This window comes from Candidatus Woesearchaeota archaeon, from assembly GCA_020854775.1.
In the GTDB taxonomy this organism is placed as follows: Archaea; Nanobdellota; Nanobdellia; order Woesearchaeales; family 21-14-0-10-32-9; genus 21-14-0-10-32-9.
The window spans coordinates 35882-56494 of sequence record JAHKLZ010000044.1 but is presented as its reverse complement, the minus strand read 5'-3'; the positions used below and the strand labels follow the sequence as shown (position 1 = coordinate 56494).

Genomic DNA, 20613 nt, shown 5'->3' with positions numbered 1-20613 from the left:
ACTTATTGTTCCTCCTTGTTTTTTTCATTTCTTATTGTGTGCATTTTTGCGATTGTTCTTCTTAATTTTTTTATCATACCTGGATTCTTTGGTGGTGTTCCTGTTTTTGCTTGACCTTGTAGTATCATTAGTTCTCTTTTAGCTTCTGACATTTTCTTGTCGTATTCTTCAGGTTTTAATTTTCTGATTTCTTTTGTTTTCATTGTTCATCAGCTTCTTCTTTTTTTGTGGTCTTCTTAGTTGATTTTTTTGTTGTCTTCTTAGTCGTCTTCTTTGGTGTTTTTTCTTCTTTTGTTTCTTCTTTTGTTGATTTTGATTCCTTTGTTTCTTCAGTTTTTGATTCTTTTACTTCTTCAGTTATTGTTTCTTCTTGTATTTGTGTTAAGTCTTTCACTGTTATCTTATCTGGTAGTATTGTTGTGTTTGGCATTATTTTTACTTGTATTCCTACTATGCCTGTTTTTAGTTTTGCTACTTGTTTTGATTCATCTACTCCTGATACTGCGATGTCTCCGCATTTTTTTAGGTATCCTTGGTAGAATCTCCATGTTTTTGCTCTACTGCTTGGTATTTTTCCTGATATTAGTATTTCTACTCCTAGTGATCCTGAGTCTATTACTGAACTTATTGCTTTGTGTCCTACTCCTTTGAATCTTGCTGAGCCAAATCTTTCTAGTGAGTTCGCTATCATTTCTGCTGTTATCGCTGCGTTTCCTCTTGGATCAGTTACTTCTTCGATTTCTATTTGTGGATTTTCTAATTCGAATCTTGTTTGTAATTCTTTTGTTAGTCTTGCTATGTTTGATCCGCCTTTTCCTACAACTAGTCCTGGTCTTGATGCGGATATTATTACTTTTTCTCCTAGCGGAGTTCTTTGTAGTGTAACGTTGCTTAATCCTACTCTGCTTAGTTCTTTGAATAAGTAATCTTTAACTAGGAATTCTTTCATGTTTTGTGAGACGAATTTTCTTTCTATCATTTTTGTTCCTCAGTTGTTTCTTCTTTTGTTATTTTTGATTCGACAGGTTTTGTTTTTTCTTGTTTCTCAGTTTCAGTTTTTGTTTCTTTATTTGTTGTTTCTTTCTTTACTGGTTTTTGTTCAACTATTTTTGTTTCTTTATTCTCTGTTGGTTTTTCTATTTTAGGTTTTGATTCTGTTTTTGTTATTTTTTCCATTTCTTCCAGTACTATTTCTAGGTGTGTTCTTTTGTATCTTCTTCTTCTTTGTCTTCCGTGTCTGAAAGCATTTGTTCCTTTTTGTGCTACTAAGTGTGCTATTCTTAGATCTGATGATAGTCCTTTTGCTTGAGCATTTGCTTCGCATTGTTTTATTATTGTTAGGAATGCTTCGCTTGCTTTTTCTGGGAATCGTCCTGCTGCGATGTTTGCTCCTTTTCTATGTCCTACGCCGTCTGTGAATCTTTTGAAAGGTATTGCTTGTTTCTTTTTTAGTACTCTTTCAAGTATGCTTTTTGCTTCTTGTGTTTTTTTTCCTCTCAGGAAGTTTGATATTTCTATTGATACCTTGGTTGATATTCCTAAGTCTTTCGATATGGCTTTTGCCATGTTCTCTTTCATTCCTTGAAATGCGTATTTTGTTTTCATGTTATGACCTTTATCGTTTGGTTGCTCCTGAGGATGATCTTGTTGCTCCTACTCCTGGTCCTGTGTGTGCTACTCTTTTTCTTGTTTGAGCTAATTCTCCTAGGTAGTATCCTATCATTTCTTCTTGTATTATTATTGGTATGAATTCTTTTCCTGTGTGTATTTTGATTGTTTTTCCTATCATTTCAGGAAGCACTATCATATCTCTTAAGTGTGTTTTAACTCCGTTTTTAGTTTTTAGTTTTTGTAGTAATCCTTTTTCGTTATCTGATAGTCCTCTTTTGATTTTTCTTCTTTGTTTTGAAGGGAAAATTTCTGCTATTTCATTAATGGAAAGTTTTTGTAGTTCCTCTAATGTTTTTCCTCTGTATGTGAATATTTTTTTTGCCATGTTTTACACTCTCATTTAGTTCTTCTTCCTGACCTTCTTGGTCTTATCATTCCCACGTTTCTTCCTGGTGGGGCGTTTCTTGGTGCAGGCCTTGCTTTTGATTTTCTTGATGATCTCTTATTACCGAATGGGTGTGCTACTGCGTTCATTGCTGAGCCTGACACTATAGGGTAATATTGGTTCTTTGATTTTGCTATGTGATGTTTTTTTCCTGCTTTTAGTAATGGTTTTTCTACTCTTCCTCCTCCTGCAACTATGCCTATCATTGCTCTACAGTTTGGATTGAAGTTTTTTTGTTTTTTTGATGGTAATAATATGCTTATTGTTGTTGGTGTTTTACCTACAACTTTTGCGAATGATCCTGATCCTCTAACGAATTTTCCTCCGTCGCCTGGTTTTAGTTCTATGCAAAAAATATTGGTTCCTTCAGGTATATCTTTTAGTGGAATTATGTTTCCTGGTTTTATTTCTTGTGAAGTTAAATCTATTTTGTCTCCTATTGCTATGCCTTCTGGGGCTATTAATAGACTTGTTGATTTGTCTTCGTATTCTGCTTCTATTAGTGGTGCGCTGTGTCCTGGGCATCTTATTAAGTTTTTAACTGTGTATGAAGATTTGTTTAGCATTTTGATTTCTCCTTTGTACCTGAAATCTGGTGCTCTAAATCTTCCGGAGCCTTTTCCACGTCTTTGTTGTATTAAGTTTTTTCCCATTTTTTAACCTTACATTAAGCCTAGTTTGGTTGCTACGTCTATTGCCGGTGTTTCCGGTGAAAATGTTACGTATGCTTTTTTTCTTCCTTTTGTATCTATTAATGTTCTTACTTTAGTTATTTTTACGTTGAATTCATCTTCTATTGCTTTTGTTATTTCTGGTTTTTTTGCGCTTGTTCCTACTATGAAGATTAGTTTGTTTTCTGATTCCATTAGTCTTATGCTTTTTTCTGTTGCTAATGGGTATTTGATTACTGGGTGATTACTCATTTTTTATCTCCTGATTCTTTTTTTGTTACTTTCTTAGTTGTTTTCTTAGTGATTGTTTTTTTTGTTTCTGTTTTTTCTTCTTTTGTTGATTTTGTTGTTTTCATAAATAGTGAGTCTTCTTTTATTTTTTTTAGTGCGGATTCTGTGAATAGTGTTAATCTTCCTGGTACTGTTCCTGGTGCTAATATTTCTGCGTTTAGTTCTTTAACTTTGATTACTTCACATCCTGGCAGGTTTCTTGCTGATTTTGTTAATTCTGAGTCTTGTGATACTACGAACAGTATGCTTTTTTTTGTTCTGTGTTTTCTTCCTCTTGCTTTACCTTTTCCAGCTCTTACTTTTTTTGTTGTTGCTCTTTCTATGTCTTCAATTAGTCCTAATGTTTTTAGTGATTTTTTTAATTCTGATGTTTTGTTTATTGTGTTGTATTCGTCTGATATTGCGAAAGGGTATGTTTGAGGTATTATGTGTCCTCTTGCTTTTACTAATTCTGGAATCATTGTTGCGGATAATGCGCTTCTGATTGCTTTTCTGTTTTCTGTTGTGTTTATTTTCTGAGTCCATATCTTTGATGCTTTTGGTGGGTGTGCTCTTCTTCCTCCTACTGTTTGTGGTACGAATGCTCCTACCCAGTTCATTCTGGTTCCGCTTCTTGATAATACTTTTCTTGGTGTTCTTGATTGTCCTATTCCATACGTGGTTTTGTATGCTCTTCTTCTTTTTGATACATATGCAGATGCTCTTTTACCTGCTTCTGGACTAGCTCCGTATCTTTGTCTATTACTTGCTTGTATTACTAGTACTGCTCTTTTTACTAGATCTGTTCTTACTTGTTCTTTGAATTGATCAGGCAATTTTATTTTGCTTGTTTCTTTCGCTTCTTTGTTTAGTATTTTGAGTTCCATTACTAATCCCTTTATCTTCCTTGATGTGATTCTTTACTCACATATTTTATCATGTCTGTTGTGAAATTTATTTTTCTTGATGGTTTCCTTATTGGTTCTGCTAAGAATAATAGTCTTTTCTTATGACCTTGAAGTGAACCTTTTATCATTATGTACGGTGCTTTTACTAATCCGTAATTTATGAATCCTCCTTTAGGATTTATTTCGTCTGGTTTGTCACTTATTTTCATTATTAGATTGTTATGTTGTGTTCTTACGTGGTAACCTGTTTGTCCTGCTCTTGCAACTCTGTGAGCTACGTGTGCTTGTCCTATCCAGCTTCCTACGGATCCTGGTGCTCTTTGTCCTTTTTCAGATTTATGATTCTTTAATCCTATGCCGAATCTTTTTACTGGTCCTTGGAATCCTTTTCCTCTGGTTACTCCATGTGCATCTATTAATTGTCCTTCTTTTAGTACTTCGTTTACCGTTATTGTTTTGTCTATTTTATTTTTTACAAATTCTAATTTTTCTTGTATTGATCCGCCTAATTCTAATTCGAATAGTTCTGGTGTTTTTTTCAGTTCTGCTTGTTTAGGCATCGTGTATGCTTGAACTGTTAGGTCTGAGTAATCTTCTATTTTTATTGATTCTAAGTCTTTAGAAGATGATATTTTTTCTTCGTTTATTTTTGATATTTTTCTTGATAATTCTTTATCTGTTTTGAAATTGATTTGTGTTGATACTATTTTTTTGTTGTTGGATTTTTTGTATAATCTCATGCTCGCGATTTTTATTGGTGGGCATTCAAGGATTGTTACTGCTTGTGATTCTTCTATTCCAAAGTTTGTTTTGTTTTTGTCCATTCCTAGTACGCCTATTCTTGTCATTCCTGCTTTGTATGCTGGGAAAAATAGTGGTTTGGCTTCTTTTATTTCTGGAAAGGATCTTATTCTAGCATAGGGGCGTGCTGCTCTTTTTCTTGGCCATACACCCATACTTCCATATCTTGGTCTTCCTTTTTTTGCCATTTTAGTCTAATTCTCTTATGTTTTTTTTCAGCTATTGGCTGATTTCTTTTTTTAATGGGCCTATTGTTGAAGTTTTTGTGTAGAAATCACTTGTGATTTCAAAAACCTCTTTTCAGGTCCTGTTTTTCTACGAATCAGTTTTTGTTTTTTGATTTCGTTAAATTCTTGGAAATACTAGTTGATTTAAAAAGGTTTTGTATGTTTTTAGTGCTGTTTTTATTATGTTAGATTAATTATTATGTGTATTTTTGAGCACGTTCGAATAACTGAAGGAGCACTTTTAGAATAAAGGTGCGGGGGAAGGGATTCGAACCCTCGAACCCACTAAGGGACTAGATTCCTCAAACTTTTTGCTTGTTAGCAAAATTTTTTCTTAGTGGAATAAAGCTTGTTGCTTTTTTTTTCATTGTCTTTTTTTGGACTCTTCACTCAAGTTATTATTATTTTAGTTACTTGAGTCTAGCGCATTTGACCAGGCTTTGCTACCCCCGCGTATTTTTTTTTAGGAGTTGTTTTTTGTTTATAAATTTTTATTCTTAGAATTTTTTTAGTTTCTTTTTATGTCTGCTAATTTTTTTTCTATGTTTTGTAGTGTGTATTCGAAGTCTAATAAGTCTAGGGTTCTTGTTTTTGTTATGTTTCTTTTTAGTTCTTCGTTTATTTTTTTTGGTTTGATTGTTTCTTCGTAGTCGTATTCTTTTTTTGTTGTTCTTTGTTCTCTTTCTATTGATTGTTTTATTCCTTGTGTTAGTTCGTCTGGTGTTAGTATTTGTTCTAGTGCTTTTGTTAGTTCTTCTAGTTCTTTTGATGATTTTGTTATTTCATTAAACAAGTCTTTTTTTGCTTGTCTTATTAGTACTAATTTTTCGTGTTCTCCTTGTAATAATAAGCATTCTTTTATACTGCTGATTACACTATATCTGAATTCTTCTGGTTTTTTTATTTCGTAATAGTATCCCATTTTTTTATTCTTTGTCTAGTAGTCTTCTTGCGTCTTCCATGTATGTGTCTGCTCTGTTTAGTGATTCTTCGAAGTCTTCTAGTAGTGATTTTTCTTTTATCATTAGTTTTTTCATTAATTCTATTTTTTGTCTAGTTTGTTCTTTTGTTCTTTCTATTCTGTGGAATAAGTCGTTGACTTCTTTGTATTTTTCTAGTTTTATAAATAAGGATTTTTCTTCCATTTTTTCACCTTTTTTTTATTCGAATAATATTTTGTCTGTGTTTATTAGACTTTCTCGTATTGTGTTCATGTCTTTTTCTGCGTCTTGGAATTGTCTTTTTATCATCACGTCTATTTTTGGGAATTCTGTTTGTTTATCTCTCATTAATTGTGTTTCTTTTCTTGTTAGCATTACTGATGATAGTATTTGTTTGTATTCTTTTTTGGATATGAACCTATAATTATTTTCTGTTGTTACTTTAAATATAGGTAGTTCTTCTTTTTCTTTTGGTTGCTGTTCTGTTGGGTCTTCGTCGAATGGTTCTTCTTCGTATTGTTGTTCTTCTATTTCAAATTCTGGTAATTCGTCATCTGATTCTTCTTGTTCGTTTATTAATACTGTTTTTTGTTCTTCTATTTCTTTATATTTTGGTTTTTCTTGTTCTTCGCTTAGATCTATGCTTAAGTCTAGTTCTTCTTCTGTGAAGTCTGGTATTTCGAATGATACTTCTTGATTTTCTTTTTGTTCTTTGTTTATTGTTGGTTCTTGTGGTTGTTGTTCTTGTTGCATCATGTTTTGATTTGGTTTATCAGGAATTGGTTGTTGAAATGGTTGTTGATTGTTAAATTGTTGTGGGCTTGATTGGTTTGTTTGTTGTTCTTGTTGCATCATGTTTTGATTTGACTGGTCAAGACTTGATTGTGGTGGTTGTTGATTGTTTTGATTGATTACTGGTGGTTTTGGTGGTGCTTTAAATCCTTGTGAGCTAAAATCTTTGTTTTTTGGTTGGTTTTCAGGGTCTTCTGTTTTATTAGACTCTTCTTTTTTCTTATGTAAGAAATCAAACATTAATTTTACCTCTTTTTATTTAATCTTTTTTTCGCGTATACTATTCGATTATTCTCTTTGTTTTTAAATCTTTTACACTCTTCGCGAGGAGTAAAAAGTTTTTTTGTTGTTTTTGCTCGTGTTAAAATGCTTTTTTATTGTATTTCGTGTTGTTCTGTAACTTTTGGTGCGTAGTTGTTTCCTCCTACTTCTTTATCAGCCCATTCTTTTAAGCATAATACTGATTCTTCATCTCCATGTTGAAAAAACACGTGTTTAGGTTTTAATTCTGTTACTAATCTTCGTATTCCGTGATGATCTGTATGTCCTGAAAAATCGTATTTTTCAACTTCGCATTTTACGTACGTTTTCCACCCGTCTAAATATATGTATCCTTCGTCTATTAAGTGTCTTCCGTTCGTTCTTTTACATTGAAAACCCATTAATATTATTTTGTTTTTTTCATCATGCCACATTTCTTTTATGTAACTCATCACAGGTCCTCCTTGTATCATTCCTGAAGTTGTTATGAATATTCCTTGGTTTTTCATTGCGTCTTTTCTTCTTTTTTCAGAATGTATCCATTCTACTTCGTTGTAAAACGCGTCGTTTAATATTTCTTTGTTTCTTAAGTACTTTGAAGGTGATTCTAATATTTGTCGTGTTAGTTTATTGCATAATCCGTCAAAATATATTTTGGTATTAAGTTCTGCTTTTGCTAACATTATTAGTATTTGTTGTGCTCTTCCTAGTGCGAAGGTTGGGATTATTATTGATCCTCCTTTTGCTAGTGTTTGTTTTATTGATTCTATGAATTTTGTTTCTAATTCTTTATTATTTGGTAATTCTCTGTGTCCGTAAGTTGATTCGGTTATTAGTACATCTAATTGTTTTTCTTTTAAAACAGGGTTTATTATTTCATGTTCCATTAAGGCTGTGTCTCTATTGTTAAAATCTCCTGTGTATAGTAATCTTTTGTTGTCTGCTTCTATTAGTATCATCGCGCTTCCTGGTATGTGTCCTGCGTTTAGAAACATGAATTTTATGTCTTTTTGATTGTACCATTTATCAAAATCTATTATTTGTGCATCTTTTTGTACTTCTTTAAGGTCTGAATTGTTATATGCTGGGTGTAAGTGTTTTATTCTTGCTACTTTGTATGAGTCTCTTAGTAGTATTTTTGTTGCTGATAATGTTTGTGCTGTGCAGAATATTGGTCCGTGTAATTGTTTATGTTCGAATAAAGGTAATCCTCCTGAATGATCTAGGTGTGCGTGCGTTATGAATGTTCCGTCTATGTGTGGAACATCTAATACTTTTTCAGGAAAAATTAAGCCGTGTTCTCCGAATTTGATACCTATATCTAATAAGAACCTACTGCCTTGCGTAGTTGTTAGTTCTATGCAACTACGTCCCACTTCTCTCGCGGCGCCGTGAAATTCTAAGCGCATATGAAAATTTATCTTGTGTGTAAGTATATAAAGGTTTTGTTAAGAAAAAAAGGCGCCACGACCCGGATTCGAACCGGGAACTCCCGAAGGAACTGGCTCTCAAGGCCAGCGCAATACCAGGTTATGCGATCGTGGCAGGAACGCTTGTAAGTGAAACGAACGCGACCGAAAATACTTTGATTTTCGTGTGTGTATTCGTGGTGTATTATGTGGTAGACTCTGGTTTTTTTTAAATATGTTTATTTTTTTTTAGTATCTTTTTTATACTTGTTTGTTTTTCTTTGGTTATGGTTCGTAAGTCTCGTAAGGGTCGTGAGGAGTGGAAGATTTTTAAGAATGTTTTTGATTCTTTTACTAATCGGGTTATTTTTGATTTGTCTAATCAGGGTTATTTTGTGGAGTTGACTCAGCCTGTTGCTCTTGGTAAGGAGGCTAATGTTTTTTTGGCTTCTCGCGAGGATGGTTCTTTGGTTGCTGTGAAGATTTATCGTTTGGAGAATTGTAATTTTAATAAGATGTATTCTTATATTAGGTCTGATCCTCGTTTTGTTGGTTTGGAGAATCAGAAGCGTAAGGTTGTTTTTAGTTGGGTTCAGCGTGAGTATCGTAATTTGTTGGTTGCTCGTTCTAAGGTTAGAGTTCCTTCTCCTATTGTTTTTAGGGATAATGTTATTGTTATGGATTTTATTGGTGGTGATGGTGTTCCTTCTCCTATGTTGAAGGATTCTTTTCCTGTTGATGCTATGGCTTTTTTTGATAAGGTTATTGAAGGTGTTATTGGTTTGTTAGAGGTTGGTTTGGTTCATGGTGATTTGTCTGATTTTAATATTCTTAATTTTGAGGAGAATCCTGTTTTTATTGATTTTAGTCAGGCTACTGTTTTGAATGATAGGGATTCTGAGGAGTTGCTTCGTAGGGATTTGAAGAATGTTTTTAGGGCTTTTCGTTCTTTGAGTATTGATGAGGATGTTGTTGTGAAGCGTGTTATTGATAAGTTTTTGGTTGAGAAGAATAAGAAGTAATTGTTTTTTTTGGGAAAAGTTTAAAAAAAGTAGGTGTTATTGTTTTTGTTGAGGTGGAATTTTTTTGTCTTATAATACTTTAAAGAAATTTGTTAAGGAGCAGGCTATTCGTGGTGAGGATCCTTCTCGTTTGAAGCAGGGTTTGCTTCTTAATGGTTGGGATCGTGCGGATGTTGATCGTGTTATTTCTGAGGTTTATGGTTTTAAGAGGAAGGTTTTGAGGACTGGTTTGATTGTTGTTGTTTTGTTAATTGTTGTTTTGTCTCTTAGTTTGTTGTTGATTTATAATGATTTTTCTGGTGTTTCTGTTGATGATTCTTCTGTTGTTGTGCCTAGTGTTGATGTTGTTGATGATTCTTGTTTGTCTTTACGGGAGATTTCTTTGAAGGAAGCTTGTTATTTGGAAGAGATTAAGAATGGTTTTTATTGTGAGGATTTGGATGAGATTGAGTCTTTTTTTTGTAGTCGTGTTTTAGAGAATTATATTATTGAGGAGTATAGTGATTCTTTCTTGTATTAGTTTACCAGTTTAGGGCTTCTTTTTCTTTCATGTTTCTTCTGTTTTTTTCTAGCCATTTATATACGTTTGCGTGTGGACTTCCTAATAGTAAGTTTTCGACTGCTTTTTTGCTTATTATTACGTCTTCTGCTCTTCCTAAGATTCCTATTGTTTTTCCGTACACTGATATATATGTTAGGGTTAGGTTTTCTATTGTTTCTCTGGATTTGCCGTTTGCTCCTATTACTCGTCCTTTTATTCGTTCGAAGTGTCCTTTGTGTTTTACGTAGTCTAGTAGTGATATTATTTCTAGTATGTAATCTTGTTTGAATAGTAGTTTTGCTATTTCTGGGTTAAATCCTCTTCCTATTGCTCTTATTACTTCTTTTGCTGAGTACATTTTTAAGGAGTCAAGACCTGTTATTTTTACGTCACCTTCTTTTGAGTCAATATCTATTTTTGCTTGTGTGTAGTCTTCTAATTCTTTTTTTGTTTCTCCGTTTTTTCCTATTAGAACTGCGACTCTTTCTTTTGGGATTTTTAATTCTAGGCTGTATTCCATTGTTTTTAAGGAATACTTGTTCTTTTTTAAAAGTTGTCTGTGTTTTTAGAATATTTGTTGTTTGAATTCTTCTAATTTGTGTTCGTGCATCATTTGTAGTATCATGTATTTGAATTCTTTGTTTCTGAATTCTTCTGATATTACTTTTTTTATGAATTCTTCAAAGTTTAGTTCGTGAACTGTTATTTTTTCTCCTGCGTCTAATTGGGTTTGGTGTGTTTTTTCGCAGTTTTTTGCTGTATAATAGTATGTGTTCCATTCTATTTTTGTTGAGAATCTTGTTTTTTTCCATAATTTAAATTTTTTTGTTGTGAGTCCTGTTTCTTCTTGTAATTCTCGTTTCGCGTCTTCTTCTGGGTTGTTTGTTTCGCATACTCCTCCTGGTAGTGCTAAGAATTTTCCTGTGAATGGTTGTTCTTCTTCTAGTAATATTATTTTGTTGTTTTTTGTTGCTATTATTTGTACGCTTTCTTTTCTTTTTATTGCTTCGAATGTTTTGGTTGTACCGTTAAATTGTTCTTGTTCCCATTGGTATACGTCGAACATTATTCCTTGAAATACTTTTTTTGCGTTTTTTGGTATTGCCATGTTTGTTTTTGTATTTTTTGTATTTAAAGGTTTTTTGTTTTTGGTGGGTGAAGGAAAGTTTTTTAAATATCTTGGTGGTTCTTTTTGTTGCGCGGAGTTGCCGGAGTGGTCAAACGGGACAGGCTTAGGATCAGGTATGATGAACCTTTTTGGTGATGAATGATAGGATACCTGTTAGCTTAGTGCTTACGCAGGTTCGAATCCTGCACTCCGCACCATTTTTTTGTGTTTTTTTCATCTTTTTTCTTGAGATTAAGTATCTTAAGAGTAATGTTTATATATTAGTATAGCTTTTTGATATACCATGATTGAGGCCCCCGTCACACCAGGAAATAAGGAACATGACATTTTTGAGATGTTATTTGATAAAGACGAGATTACTTGGCAAGATATTATTTATGATTTGATTAAGACTGAAAAAATGGATCCTTGGGATGTTGATGTTTCTGTTTTAGCTGAGAAATTTGTTTCTTTACTTAAAGAAATGAAGAAAATGGATTTTCGTTTATCTGGTAAAATTATTCTTGCCGCCGCTTTCTTTTTGAAAATTAAATCTGATAAGCTTCTTAAAGAAGACATTGTGTTTTTAAATAATCTTATTACTCCTCAAGACGATGATGTTCTGGATTTTTTGGATGATTCTTCTTTTGATGTTGTTGTTCAAAAAGAAAAACCTGTTTTGAAGTATAGGACTCCTCAACCTAGGAAACGAAAAGTTTCTGTTTATGACTTAGTGGAAGCTTTAGAAAAAGCTCTTGAGGGTGATCAGAAACGCCATATAAGAAAGTTAAGTAATGTTGCTAAAAAAGTTAAGGTTCCTAAGAAAGATAAAGATATGACTGTTGTAATTAATGATTTGTATAAGAAGATTCAGAAAACTTTAGAAACTGTTAAGCACGTTCAATTTTCTCAATTATTAAAATCAGAGGATAAAGAAGAGAAGATTTATACTTTTATTCCTCTTTTATATTTGGATACTCAGCGCAGAATTGATTTAGAGCAGGAAGCTCATTTTGAGGATATTACTATTTGTTTGGCTAAATTAAAAAAAGGATTGGTTTCTGCGGAGTGATTATTTGTATTTTTTCTTGATTTTTATTTAAAATTCAAAAATTATTTAAATAAAGCCCCGCTATCTTTTGTTTTAAGGGTTGGAAAATTATTTTATTTGTGTTTCTTTTAGACCTGGAGAAAAAAGGTTCTAATAACAAAAGCAAAGCATGACATATTGTTCGTAAGGATAATCAAAACAAAAAAAGAAAAAAAATTTTTTGAGGTAATGAAATTATGACGGGAGAAAATCTTAAGACAGGTACAACAACCATCGGTATTATTTGTAAGGACGCAGTAGTTTTAGCTGCTGATAAGAGAGCTACTGCTGGTCATTTAATTGCTAATAAGGATATTGAAAAAGTTATTGAGATTATGCCTAATATGGCTTTGACTACTGCTGGTACTGTTTCTGATATTCAGTTATTGGTTAAATATTTGAAGGCTGAGCTTAAGCTTAAAGAAGTTCGTACTAATAGAAAGCCTAATGTGAAGGAAGCTGCTAATTTATTGGCTAATTTTAATTACAGTAATATTCGTAGTTACGGCGGTTTTGGCGGTGTTTGTCATTTCTTGTTTGGTGGTTATGATGTTGAAAATGGTTTTCAGCTTTATGATATTTATCCAGATGGTGCTTTAACCGGCGTTAACAGTAATAGTAAAGCTAAGGGTTATTTAGCTTCAGGTTCTGGTTCTACTTTCGCTATGGGTTTATTAGAGGATGCGTGGCAGTCTGATTTAAGTGTTGAGAATGGTGTTTCTCTTGCTTATCGTGCGATTAATGCTGCTCTTCAAAGAGATTCTGCTAGTGGGGAAGGAGTGGATGTTTTTGTTATTGGTAAAGATGGCATTAAGAAGCATAACAAAATGATTAGTGGTTCTTTGAACTAATTGTTTTTATTTTAATTTTTTTTAATAAAATAATTTTATAAAAAATAATGGAACAACATATAAATGAAAAAAAAATTTTTTGAGAGGTAATTCTATTGACTACAGATATTTTAAAAGAAATCCTTAAGGATATCCCGGATGGGAAGATTAGTGATGCTGTTTTTGAGGGTGCTAATATTGTTTTGTATACTAAGAACAAAGATTTTGTTTTTGATGGTGTTAGTATTATTAAGAGTATTGTTAATAAGATTAAGAAACGTATTGAGTTGAGGCCTGATCCTGAGCTTTGTATTGATCAGGAAAAAGCTGAGAAAATCATTAGGGATATTATTGGGGAAGAGGCCGCGGTTGATCAGGTTTTGTTTGATCCTCAGCGTTCTGTTGTTATTGTTGAAGCTGAAAGGCCTGGTTTGGCTATAGGTAAAAATGGTGAATATTTGCATAGGATTAAAGCTGAGACTTTTTGGGTTCCTGTTATTAAGAGGAATCCTTTGATTAGAAGTCAAATCATTGAGAATATTCGTTCTGTTCTTTATCAGAATAGTGATTACCGTCGGAAGTTTTTACATAAAACTGGTGAGCGTATTTATAATGGTTGGATTCGTGAGAAGAGAAATCAGTGGATTCGTATTAGTTATTTAGGTGGTGGTCGGCAGGTTGGTAGGAGTTGTATGCTTCTTCAAACGCCTGAGTCCAGAGTTTTGTTGGATTGTGGTATTGATGTTTCTTCTCAGGATGAGGCTTATCCTTTTCTTGAGGCTCCTGAGCTTAAGATTTCTGAGTTAGACGCGATTATTGTTAGTCACGCTCATGTTGATCATTCTGGTCTTGTTCCTTATTTGTTTAAGTTTGGTTATCGTGGTCCTGTTTATTGTACGCATCCTACTCGCGACATTATGAGTTTGCTTCAGTTGGATGTTGTAAAAATTCAGCGCGGCGAGGGTAAGGATCCTATTTATACTAGTGATGAAGTTAAAGAAATGGTTAAACATAGTATTTCTTTGGATTATGAAGAAGTTACGGATATTACTCCTGATGTAAGGATTACTTTATATAATGCAGGTCATACTCTTGGTAGTGCCATGGTTCATATTCATATTGGTAATGGTTTGCATAATTTGCTTTATACAGGAGATATTAAGTTTGCGAAGACTCGTTTGTTGAGTCCTGCGGCTACTCAGTTTCCTCGTTTAGAGACTGTTATGGTAGAAGCGACTTATGGTGGTAGAGATAATATTGCTGCTTCTATTCGTGATCAGGATAAGATTTTGGAGCAAATTATTGTTGATACTGTTAAGCGAGGGGGTAAGGTTTTGATTCCCACTCTTGGTACTGGTCGTGGTCAAGAAATCATTGTAATGGTTGAGAAGCTTGTTCAGGACGGGGTTATTCCTAGTATTCCTATTTATATTGATGGTATGGTTTGGGATATTACTGCTATTCACACCGCGTATCCTGAGTATTTGAATAGTACTATTAGGCAACAAGTTTTTCATAGGGAGAATAATCCTTTTTTGAATGAGAAAATTAAGCAAGTTGGTAGTTCTAAGGAAAGAACTTATATCATTGAGGAAGAGGGTTCTTGTGTTATTCTTGCTACTAGTGGTATGCTTCAAGGAGGTCCTTCTGTTGAGTATTTGAAACAGCTTGGTGGTGATAAGCGTCATAGCTTAGTTTTTAGTTGTTATCAGGGCGAGGGTACTCTTGGTCGTAGGATTCAACGTGGTGAACGTGAAATTATTTTCCGTGAAGGTCAAAGAGAGGAAGTTCTTAATATTAAGATGGAAGTTCTTAAGATCGAGATTTCGGGTCACGCTGATCGTCGTGAATTGATGAGTTTCTTGCAGAAGCTTAATCCTAGGCCTAAGCGTGTTTTGGTGAATCATGGCGAGAGTAGTCGTTGTACTGATTTGGCGAGTTCTATTCATAAGCAGTTCAGGATTGAAACTGATGCTCCTAGGAATTTAGAAGTGGTTCGTCTTAAGTAATTTTTCATAGTAATATTGTCGCTAATCCTAGGAATGAGAAGAATCCGAATATGTCTGTTGCTGTGATGATGAACATTATTGCGGATGACGCGGGGTCTTTTCCTAATTTTTTTATTATTAATGGTATTAGTGAGCCAAATAATCCTGCGATGAATAAGTTGAATATCATTGCTAGTCCTATTACTACGCCGAACATGATTGTTTGGTTTAGTATTGCTGATATTATTCCTACTATTATTCCTACTATCATTCCGTTTATTATTCCCGCGGTTATTTCTTTTAGTATTATTTTTTTGGCGTTTTTGGAATTGATTTGATTTAGTGTTAGTCCTCTTATTACTACTGCTAGTGTTTGTGTCGCTGCATTTCCTCCCATCATTGCTACGATTGGTAAGTATATTGCTAGTAGTACCATGTTTTCTATTGTTTTTTCGAAGGGTATTATTGTTGCTGCTACGACGAAGGATGCTATTAGGCTTACTATTAGCCATTTGTATCTGTATTTTACTTTTTCTTTTATTGTGTCGTTGATTGTTTCTTCTCTTTTTAGTCCTGCGAATGAATATAGGCTTTTGTCTGGTTCATCTTGTATTAGTCTTAGTATGTCGTCTGAATAAATTATTCCTAGTACGAAGTCAGTGTCGTCCATCACTATTATTTTATCGTGTCTTGTTTCTCTGAATTTTTTTATTACTTCTTGTTGTGACTCGTCATATTTGGTTGTGTGTATTTTTATTAAGTGATTTTTTATTTTTTCTTTTGGTTTTTTTGTTGTTAAGAAGTGTCCTGGTAGTTCCCCTATTATTTCTCCGTTTTCTTCTACTAATATTGTTGGGAATTTTCCTGTTCTTTTTTCGTGTTTTACTACTAATTTGTTAACGGTTAATAGTGTTTGTTTGCTTGATGCTACTACATAATCTAAGCTCATCAGCCCTGCTGCTGTTTCTGGGTGGAATCTTAATAAGAATTCTACTTTGTGTTTTGTTTCTTCTTGTAATTCTTCTAATATTTTTTTTCTTTTTGTTTCTTCTGATACTCTTTGTAAGACATCTGTTACTTCGTCAGGATCCATGTATTTTAGTAAATCTAGTATTTCTTCTTTTTTTAGTAAGAATAGTATTTCTTTTTGTGTTGTTACGTGAAGTCTTAAAAATACTCTTGATTTTATTTTTTCGTTTATTTGTAATAATTTATTTTTTTTATTTTCTGTGTTTGTTTCTTTTTCTATTTCTTGATATAATAAGTGTTCTGATTCTTTATTGTTCATAAATAATGTTTTTGTGGTATGAGTTTTTATATTTTGTCATCTTTTTTTATGGGGTCGGGAGGATTTGAACCCCCGATCACGTGCGCCCCGGGCACGTATCATACCAAGCTAGACCACGACCCCTTCTTTTTTTGTTGTAGACTTTTAGTTAATAAATAAGTTTATGAAGTTGGTGAACCATATCTTTACATATCCTAAGTAAGGTATTCTTGCGTATGCTTTTCCTATTATTAAGTCTCTTGTTATGTTTTCTTCGTTTAGTTCCGAGTCCATTATTAGTCCTGCGTTATTATCTCCTTTTGTTTTTATCATTTCGTTTTTTTCTATTATTCTGTGTATTATAGGGTATGGTTTTTTTGATTCGAATACTATTATGTCGCCTACACTTAATTTTTTTGTTCCTCTTAGAAGTATTATATCTCCTTTGTTAAAACCATTTTTTAGTGGAAACTTTTCAAAGTCTTGTAGTGTTATTTCTGTGTTTATTTCGTACCAGCTCCCACATTCAATCCACCAATCTTCTAAGTTTAATTTTCCTTGTTTGTCTGTTGGTCCTCCGCATATTATGGGAGTGCTTGTTTCTGTTGAGACGCGGTGTTCCATGCTAGGACTTATTACTGCTACTAAGGGAAGTGGTGTTCCCGTAATTATGCTTAGTCCAGGGTAAAATATGAATTTTACTATTAAGAAAGCCAGTATTACGTTTACTATCCAACTTATTATTGAGTCGTCATGCCATATGAAGTACCATATTTTTTGTGGTATTGTGTCTCGTTTAGGTTTTTTCTTTTTCATCTTTAGTATTGAATCCGTGTTACATTTATATATTCTTTTATATTTCTGTGTTATTATGAATAAGTTTTGTCCTAAGTGTGGAATTAGTATTAGTAAGGGAGTGTTTTGTAATGATTGTGATCCTGTTACTTTGGAATTTAAGCCTATTAATATTAAGCTTTGTCCTAGTGGTAAATATTTTTTTAAAGGTAAATGGTCTTTTTTTGATGATTTAAGAAAGGTTTCTGAATTAGTTGTTAGTAAATCTTTAAAGAAAAAAGTGCGTGTTTTGAAGGGTCTGGATGAGTATGATGATATTATCGGTAAAACTGGTATGAAGAAGGATTTTGATGTTGTTGTTCTTGTTGATGATAATGAATTTGTTATTCCTGTTAGTGTTGAGATTACTTCTTCTCCTGGTTTTAGTAAGGTTGGTTCTAATTATTTTGAAGGTATCCTTCAGTTAAGAAATGCTGATAAAAGCGTTAAGATTTTTGTTAATAATTTGATTGATTCTATGAGTGAAGTTTACGTTAATAAAATAATTGATAAGAAAGATAGTGTTGATTATTATTTTGTTAGTAAGAAGTTTCTTGGTAGAGTCGCTGAGAAAATTGTTGAGGAATACGGTGCTTTTATGGATTCTAATGCTCAGTTATTTACGCAGGATAAAATTAGTAGTAAAGAATTGTTCAGAGTTAATGTTGTTGTTCATATTCCTCCTTTTAAGAAATTTGATGTTGTTGTGTTTATTGATGATTTAATTTTTATTAATAATCTAGGTAAGTTTAATAGGTGTATTAATTTGAGAACTGGTAAGAAATTTTCTTTGAAGTATAATCCTGTTGATTTTCATAAATATGAAATTCTTAAGAAGCAGAAGACCTCTGTTATTAGCACTCATCCTGTTAGTGTTTTGAGTAAGAATTCTTATGAAGTAGTTGAGGTTCTTAATCCTTTAAATATTGTTGTTGGTAAAGACGATTCTGTTTTTTTGGTTGAACATGAAGGTGTTGCTTACTTGGTTAAGTGACTTCTTTCTAGTATTTTTGTGTGTGCATAATATATCATTGTTCCTATTGGTGCTATAGGGAAAAATATTGCTCCGTATCCTGATGTTATTATGATTATTATTGCAAACATTACTTGTTCCCATGTTGGTATGGATTCTTTTGAAAAAGCATCTATTATGAATACTATCGCGAAGTATATTGTTAATGTGAAGAATATTATTGCTAAGTTGAAATGTGTGTAATCTATGGTGCCTGCGAAGTAATGTATTAAGTAGTATATCCAGAATAATATGTACGCGTAATATAGTGGTTCGTACCATCTTATTTTATTTGTTGGTTGTTCTGGTTTTAGTTTTTTTGTGAATGGCTCATATGCTTTTTTTGGTTCGTGTATTGCTAGGTGTTGCATGTGTTCAGGTATTGGTTCTGCTTTTGTCATGCTTATCATTGATGATATAAACATTATTACGAAGAATAAAGTCATAGTGAATCCCCACGTCGCGGATAAGTCCATTATTAACCATATTGATATGAAAAATCCTAGTATGCTTGTTAACATGAATCCTGCACTTAACGGAGCCCAATTATCTCTTATTTTTTTCAACGCGAACACCTCTTTTTTTACTTATTAGTATTGTTTTTTTTGTTTTATTTAAAACTTTATAAAATTTAGCGTGTTTATTTCTTTTCTTGCTTTTTCTAGTTTTTGGTTAAAATTATTCATGAATTCTTCCATTTTTTCATATGTTAGTTGTTTTAATTCTCCTGAGAGCATTCTTCCTGATTTGTATTCTTCGTATATTTTTTGTAATTCTTCATCATCTTCTATTAAGTGTTGTTTTAGTAATTCGAAGCACATATCTTTTTCTATTATAGCTCCAAGTTTTCTGTGTTCTTCTAATGTGTCTCTTCCTCCGCTTAATGCGCGCATTATTTTCTTTTTTACTGTTTTTAGATCTTCTGGTAAACTAATTGCATATTCTGGTTTTGATTTACTCATTTTTAAGTCCCCATCTAAGGATGGTGTGAATTTGTTGTATAGTGATGATGGCGCGAAGAATTTGTATTTTTTGAATCTGGAAACTATGTCTCTTGTTAGTCTTATGTGAGGATCTTGGTCTATGCCTACAGGTATTATTCCAGGCATTTTCTGTTTTAGTTGTGGAAATAATATGTCGCCTGCTTGTGTTACTGCAGCCATTATTCTTCCCGGTTCTGCTACTCCGTATAGTCCTTTGAATTCATTGAGTGTTATTTTTTGTGCAAATTCAAATCCTAGTTTTACTACTTCTATGTTTTCTGATTGAAAATAAAAAAATGTTTTTTTGGGATCTAATCCTAATGCTATGTATGCAGGCACGTGAAAATTTAATGCTCTTTTTTTGGCTTCTTCTAGTGTTATTCCTCTTGTTACCATTGATTCTAGGTCCGCTATTAATATGTATACTGTTGCTCCTTGGTCTTGAAAGTATCTTAAGTTTTCTACTACTAATTTGTTTCCTAGGTGTATTTGTTCGTTTGAAGGCATTATTCCTGTTAGTGCGTAGAATGGTTTCTTGTTTTTTATGCAGTCACTTATTATTTTTAGGTCTCTTCCTGCGAATATTACTTCTCTTCTCATTGCCCTGTTTGGTTTTGGGAACATGTTTTTTGAGAATTGTTCTAATCCGAAGTCTTTCATGATTTTTGTGTAATCAGATGGTAGTGTGCTTCCCCAAGGATCTATTATTTTCATTTTATGTTATGATTTTTTTTGTTTTTTAAAAACTTTTCCTGATTGATAATTATTTTAAAAAAGTTTATATAATTTTTTATCTTTATTACTTTAAGAAGGATGTTTATTATGGATGAATTATTTATTAATGGAGGTGCTGAGGGTGTTTTTGCGCTTTTGGCTGGTTTGATTTTTGTTGCTATAATTATTGGTTTGGCTTTTTATGTTTATCTTGGTTTTGCTTATATGGCTATTGGTAGAAAAGCTAAATTGAAGTCGCCTGAACTTGCTTGGATTCCTTTTGTCGGTCCTTTAATTATTGCTTATCAAGCTTCTGGTTTACATTGGTGGCCTTGGTTGTTAATCATAGGGATGTTTATTCCTTATGTTAATGTTCTTGCCAGTGTTGCTTTTCAAGTAATGGTTATTGTTTGGATGTGGTATTTGTTTAAAAAAATTAAGAGACCTGGATGGTGGGCTTTGTTGTTCTTGATACCTTTTGTGGGTTTGGTTATGATTGGTGTTGCTGCTTGGAGTGATTCTAAATAATATTATTTTTTTGTTTTTTTTTCTAACACATTTTATAAATAGAACTCTTATTCTACTTGTTTAGGGACTTGTTTCAAAAATTTTTGATTTTTTTGTCGGTTTCTAAAAGTGAAGGAAGGTTAGTAATAAAATGAGAAGAGAAAATAATAACAGAAGAGATTCTGGCTTTGGAAGACAAGGCGGATTTAATAACAGACAAGGTGGTTCATCAAGACCTTTTGGTGGTCCTAGAGAAATGCATAAAGCTGTGTGTGCAGGTTGTCAGGCAGAATGTGAAGTTCCTTTTAAGCCGTCAGGTGATAGGCCTGTTTATTGTAGAGATTGTTTTGCTAAGAATAAGCCAACTAGGAGTTTTTAGTA

General features: G+C 32.9%; 26 protein-coding genes and 4 tRNA genes. 9 read left to right on the top strand and 21 right to left on the bottom strand.

Annotation, left to right across the window (positions count from 1 at the left end):
• Positions 1-2: 2 nt before the first annotated feature.
• From rpmC to KO361_05665, 14 genes are all read right to left on the bottom strand, one after another.
• Positions 3-203, bottom strand: a complete 201-nt coding sequence (gene rpmC / locus KO361_05730; GenBank protein ID MCC7575063.1) for a 50S ribosomal protein L29 — start codon at positions 201-203, stop codon at positions 3-5.
• Positions 200-979 carry a 30S ribosomal protein S3 gene (locus KO361_05725; protein ID MCC7575062.1) on the bottom strand — a complete coding sequence of 260 codons (780 nt, stop codon included), beginning with the start codon at positions 977-979 and terminating at the stop codon, positions 200-202. Before KO361_05725 ends, rpmC begins: the two co-directional genes overlap by 4 nt.
• Complete coding sequence (gene rplV / locus KO361_05720; protein MCC7575061.1) at positions 976-1605, bottom strand: 50S ribosomal protein L22; 630 nt, start codon at positions 1603-1605, stop codon at positions 976-978. The genes KO361_05725 and rplV overlap by 4 nt, the downstream gene beginning before the upstream one ends.
• 10 nt (positions 1606-1615) lie before the next feature.
• Positions 1616-1996: a 30S ribosomal protein S19 gene (locus tag KO361_05715; GenBank protein ID MCC7575060.1), complete on the bottom strand. Its 381-nt coding sequence runs from the start codon at positions 1994-1996 to the stop codon at positions 1616-1618.
• A gap of 11 nt (positions 1997-2007) precedes the next feature.
• Positions 2008-2709, bottom strand: coding sequence for a 50S ribosomal protein L2 (locus KO361_05710; protein ID MCC7575059.1), 702 nt, complete (start codon positions 2707-2709; stop codon positions 2008-2010).
• Between the two features lie 9 nt (positions 2710-2718).
• The gene (locus KO361_05705) at positions 2719-2979 is read right to left on the bottom strand and encodes a 50S ribosomal protein L23 (GenBank protein ID MCC7575058.1); all 261 of its coding nucleotides are present in this window, start codon (positions 2977-2979) and stop codon (positions 2719-2721) included.
• Positions 2976-3884, bottom strand: coding sequence for a 50S ribosomal protein L4 (rpl4p, locus tag KO361_05700; protein ID MCC7575057.1), 909 nt, complete (start codon positions 3882-3884; stop codon positions 2976-2978). Before rpl4p ends, KO361_05705 begins: the two co-directional genes overlap by 4 nt.
• 11 nt (positions 3885-3895) lie before the next feature.
• The gene (rpl3p, locus tag KO361_05695; protein MCC7575056.1) at positions 3896-4894 is read right to left on the bottom strand and encodes a 50S ribosomal protein L3; all 999 of its coding nucleotides are present in this window, start codon (positions 4892-4894) and stop codon (positions 3896-3898) included.
• 292 nt (positions 4895-5186) lie between these two features.
• Positions 5187-5386 (bottom strand) — tRNA-Leu (locus KO361_05690).
• A gap of 55 nt (positions 5387-5441) precedes the next feature.
• Positions 5442-5855 carry a hypothetical protein gene (locus KO361_05685; protein ID MCC7575055.1) on the bottom strand — a complete coding sequence of 138 codons (414 nt, stop codon included), beginning with the start codon at positions 5853-5855 and terminating at the stop codon, positions 5442-5444.
• A gap of 4 nt (positions 5856-5859) precedes the next feature.
• Positions 5860-6078 carry a hypothetical protein gene (locus tag KO361_05680; GenBank protein MCC7575054.1) on the bottom strand — a complete coding sequence of 73 codons (219 nt, stop codon included), beginning with the start codon at positions 6076-6078 and terminating at the stop codon, positions 5860-5862.
• Between the two features lie 15 nt (positions 6079-6093).
• Entirely contained in the window at positions 6094-6906 is an 813-nt protein-coding gene (locus KO361_05675; protein MCC7575053.1) for a hypothetical protein, read from the bottom strand.
• Positions 6907-7040: 134 nt separating this feature from the next.
• Positions 7041-8336, bottom strand: coding sequence for an MBL fold metallo-hydrolase (locus KO361_05670; GenBank protein ID MCC7575052.1), 1296 nt, complete (start codon positions 8334-8336; stop codon positions 7041-7043).
• 53 nt (positions 8337-8389) lie between these two features.
• Positions 8390-8472: transfer RNA gene (locus tag KO361_05665), tRNA-Ser, on the bottom strand.
• A gap of 151 nt (positions 8473-8623) precedes the next feature.
• Between KO361_05665 and KO361_05660 the strand changes: the two genes are divergently transcribed.
• Positions 8624-9358, top strand: coding sequence for a serine protein kinase RIO (locus KO361_05660; GenBank protein MCC7575051.1), 735 nt, complete (start codon positions 8624-8626; stop codon positions 9356-9358).
• Between the two features lie 64 nt (positions 9359-9422).
• Complete coding sequence (locus KO361_05655) at positions 9423-9878, top strand: hypothetical protein (protein ID MCC7575050.1); 456 nt, start codon at positions 9423-9425, stop codon at positions 9876-9878.
• A gap of 1 nt (position 9879) precedes the next feature.
• Here the strand turns inward: KO361_05655 and KO361_05650 are convergent, their stop codons facing one another.
• Together KO361_05650 and KO361_05645 are read right to left on the bottom strand one after the other, a co-directional pair.
• Entirely contained in the window at positions 9880-10419 is a 540-nt protein-coding gene (locus KO361_05650) for a KH domain-containing protein (protein MCC7575049.1), read from the bottom strand.
• Positions 10420-10464: 45 nt separating this feature from the next.
• A complete protein-coding gene (locus tag KO361_05645; protein ID MCC7575048.1) occupies positions 10465-11007 on the bottom strand; it encodes an NUDIX hydrolase in 543 nt (180 codons plus the stop codon).
• 91 nt (positions 11008-11098) lie between these two features.
• Between KO361_05645 and KO361_05640 the strand changes: the two genes are divergently transcribed.
• The 4 genes from KO361_05640 to KO361_05625 all read left to right on the top strand — a co-directional run bounded on the left by KO361_05640 (position 11099) and on the right by KO361_05625 (position 14936).
• Positions 11099-11225, top strand: a tRNA-Leu gene (locus KO361_05640).
• A gap of 86 nt (positions 11226-11311) precedes the next feature.
• A complete protein-coding gene (locus KO361_05635) occupies positions 11312-12079 on the top strand; it encodes a segregation/condensation protein A (GenBank protein ID MCC7575047.1) in 768 nt (255 codons plus the stop codon).
• Positions 12080-12294: 215 nt separating this feature from the next.
• Entirely contained in the window at positions 12295-12948 is a 654-nt protein-coding gene (locus tag KO361_05630) for a proteasome subunit beta (GenBank protein ID MCC7575046.1), read from the top strand.
• 95 nt (positions 12949-13043) lie between these two features.
• Complete coding sequence (locus KO361_05625; protein MCC7575045.1) at positions 13044-14936, top strand: beta-CASP ribonuclease aCPSF1; 1893 nt, start codon at positions 13044-13046, stop codon at positions 14934-14936.
• Positions 14937-14940: 4 nt separating this feature from the next.
• Here KO361_05625 and KO361_05620 read toward each other — a convergent pair whose 3' ends face one another.
• The 3 genes from KO361_05620 to KO361_05610 form a co-directional block, all read right to left on the bottom strand.
• A complete protein-coding gene (locus tag KO361_05620; protein ID MCC7575044.1) occupies positions 14941-16203 on the bottom strand; it encodes a magnesium transporter in 1263 nt (420 codons plus the stop codon).
• 49 nt (positions 16204-16252) lie between these two features.
• A tRNA-Pro gene (locus KO361_05615) sits at positions 16253-16326 on the bottom strand.
• Between the two features lie 21 nt (positions 16327-16347).
• Positions 16348-16998 (bottom strand): signal peptidase I, encoded by a 651-nt coding sequence (locus KO361_05610; protein ID MCC7575043.1) that lies wholly within the window; start codon positions 16996-16998, stop codon positions 16348-16350.
• Positions 16999-17053: 55 nt separating this feature from the next.
• On the opposite strand from KO361_05610, the gene KO361_05605 reads away from it, so the two are divergent.
• A complete protein-coding gene (locus tag KO361_05605) occupies positions 17054-18010 on the top strand; it encodes a hypothetical protein (protein MCC7575042.1) in 957 nt (318 codons plus the stop codon).
• Here KO361_05605 and KO361_05600 read toward each other — a convergent pair.
• Both KO361_05600 and trpS read right to left on the bottom strand, forming a co-directional pair.
• A complete protein-coding gene (locus tag KO361_05600; GenBank protein ID MCC7575041.1) occupies positions 17995-18594 on the bottom strand; it encodes a hypothetical protein in 600 nt (199 codons plus the stop codon). The genes KO361_05605 and KO361_05600 overlap by 16 nt on opposite strands.
• A gap of 48 nt (positions 18595-18642) precedes the next feature.
• On the bottom strand, positions 18643-19725 hold the full coding sequence (trpS, locus tag KO361_05595; protein MCC7575040.1) for a tryptophan--tRNA ligase: 1083 nt from the start codon (positions 19723-19725) through the stop codon (positions 18643-18645).
• Between the two features lie 108 nt (positions 19726-19833).
• Between trpS and KO361_05590 the strand changes: the two genes are divergently transcribed.
• Together KO361_05590 and KO361_05585 are read left to right on the top strand one after the other, a co-directional pair.
• Complete coding sequence (locus tag KO361_05590) at positions 19834-20253, top strand: hypothetical protein (GenBank protein ID MCC7575039.1); 420 nt, start codon at positions 19834-19836, stop codon at positions 20251-20253.
• A 130-nt stretch (positions 20254-20383) separates the two neighbouring features.
• Positions 20384-20611 (top strand): DNA-directed RNA polymerase, encoded by a 228-nt coding sequence (locus KO361_05585; protein MCC7575038.1) that lies wholly within the window; start codon positions 20384-20386, stop codon positions 20609-20611.
• Positions 20612-20613 lie beyond the last annotated feature (2 nt).

Bases quoted from the DNA above. Each gene is read 5' to 3' on its own strand.
- rpmC (MCC7575063.1), bottom strand. From the start codon at position 203: ATGAAAACAAAAGAAATCAGAAAATTAAAACCTGAAGAATACGACAAG.
- KO361_05725 (MCC7575062.1), bottom strand. From the start codon at position 979: ATGATAGAAAGAAAATTCGTCTCACAAAACATGAAAGAATTCCTAGTT.
- rplV (MCC7575061.1), bottom strand. From the start codon at position 1,605: ATGAAAACAAAATACGCATTTCAAGGAATGAAAGAGAACATGGCAAAA.
- KO361_05715 (MCC7575060.1), bottom strand. From the start codon at position 1,996: ATGGCAAAAAAAATATTCACATACAGAGGAAAAACATTAGAGGAACTA.
- KO361_05710 (MCC7575059.1), bottom strand. From the start codon at position 2,709: ATGGGAAAAAACTTAATACAACAAAGACGTGGAAAAGGCTCCGGAAGA.
- KO361_05705 (MCC7575058.1), bottom strand. From the start codon at position 2,979: ATGAGTAATCACCCAGTAATCAAATACCCATTAGCAACAGAAAAAAGC.
- rpl4p (MCC7575057.1), bottom strand. From the start codon at position 3,884: ATGGAACTCAAAATACTAAACAAAGAAGCGAAAGAAACAAGCAAAATA.
- rpl3p (MCC7575056.1), bottom strand. From the start codon at position 4,894: ATGGCAAAAAAAGGAAGACCAAGATATGGAAGTATGGGTGTATGGCCA.
- KO361_05685 (MCC7575055.1), bottom strand. From the start codon at position 5,855: ATGGGATACTATTACGAAATAAAAAAACCAGAAGAATTCAGATATAGT.
- KO361_05680 (MCC7575054.1), bottom strand. From the start codon at position 6,078: ATGGAAGAAAAATCCTTATTTATAAAACTAGAAAAATACAAAGAAGTC.
- KO361_05675 (MCC7575053.1), bottom strand. From the start codon at position 6,906: ATGTTTGATTTCTTACATAAGAAAAAAGAAGAGTCTAATAAAACAGAA.
- KO361_05670 (MCC7575052.1), bottom strand. From the start codon at position 8,336: ATGCGCTTAGAATTTCACGGCGCCGCGAGAGAAGTGGGACGTAGTTGC.
- KO361_05660 (MCC7575051.1), top strand. From the start codon at position 8,624: ATGGTTCGTAAGTCTCGTAAGGGTCGTGAGGAGTGGAAGATTTTTAAG.
- KO361_05650 (MCC7575049.1), bottom strand. From the start codon at position 10,419: ATGGAATACAGCCTAGAATTAAAAATCCCAAAAGAAAGAGTCGCAGTT.
- KO361_05645 (MCC7575048.1), bottom strand. From the start codon at position 11,007: ATGGCAATACCAAAAAACGCAAAAAAAGTATTTCAAGGAATAATGTTC.
- KO361_05635 (MCC7575047.1), top strand. From the start codon at position 11,312: ATGATTGAGGCCCCCGTCACACCAGGAAATAAGGAACATGACATTTTT.
- KO361_05630 (MCC7575046.1), top strand. From the start codon at position 12,295: ATGACGGGAGAAAATCTTAAGACAGGTACAACAACCATCGGTATTATT.
- KO361_05620 (MCC7575044.1), bottom strand. From the start codon at position 16,203: ATGAACAATAAAGAATCAGAACACTTATTATATCAAGAAATAGAAAAA.
- KO361_05610 (MCC7575043.1), bottom strand. From the start codon at position 16,998: ATGAAAAAGAAAAAACCTAAACGAGACACAATACCACAAAAAATATGG.
- KO361_05605 (MCC7575042.1), top strand. From the start codon at position 17,054: ATGAATAAGTTTTGTCCTAAGTGTGGAATTAGTATTAGTAAGGGAGTG.
- trpS (MCC7575040.1), bottom strand. From the start codon at position 19,725: ATGAAAATAATAGATCCTTGGGGAAGCACACTACCATCTGATTACACA.
- KO361_05590 (MCC7575039.1), top strand. From the start codon at position 19,834: ATGGATGAATTATTTATTAATGGAGGTGCTGAGGGTGTTTTTGCGCTT.
- KO361_05585 (MCC7575038.1), top strand. From the start codon at position 20,384: ATGAGAAGAGAAAATAATAACAGAAGAGATTCTGGCTTTGGAAGACAA.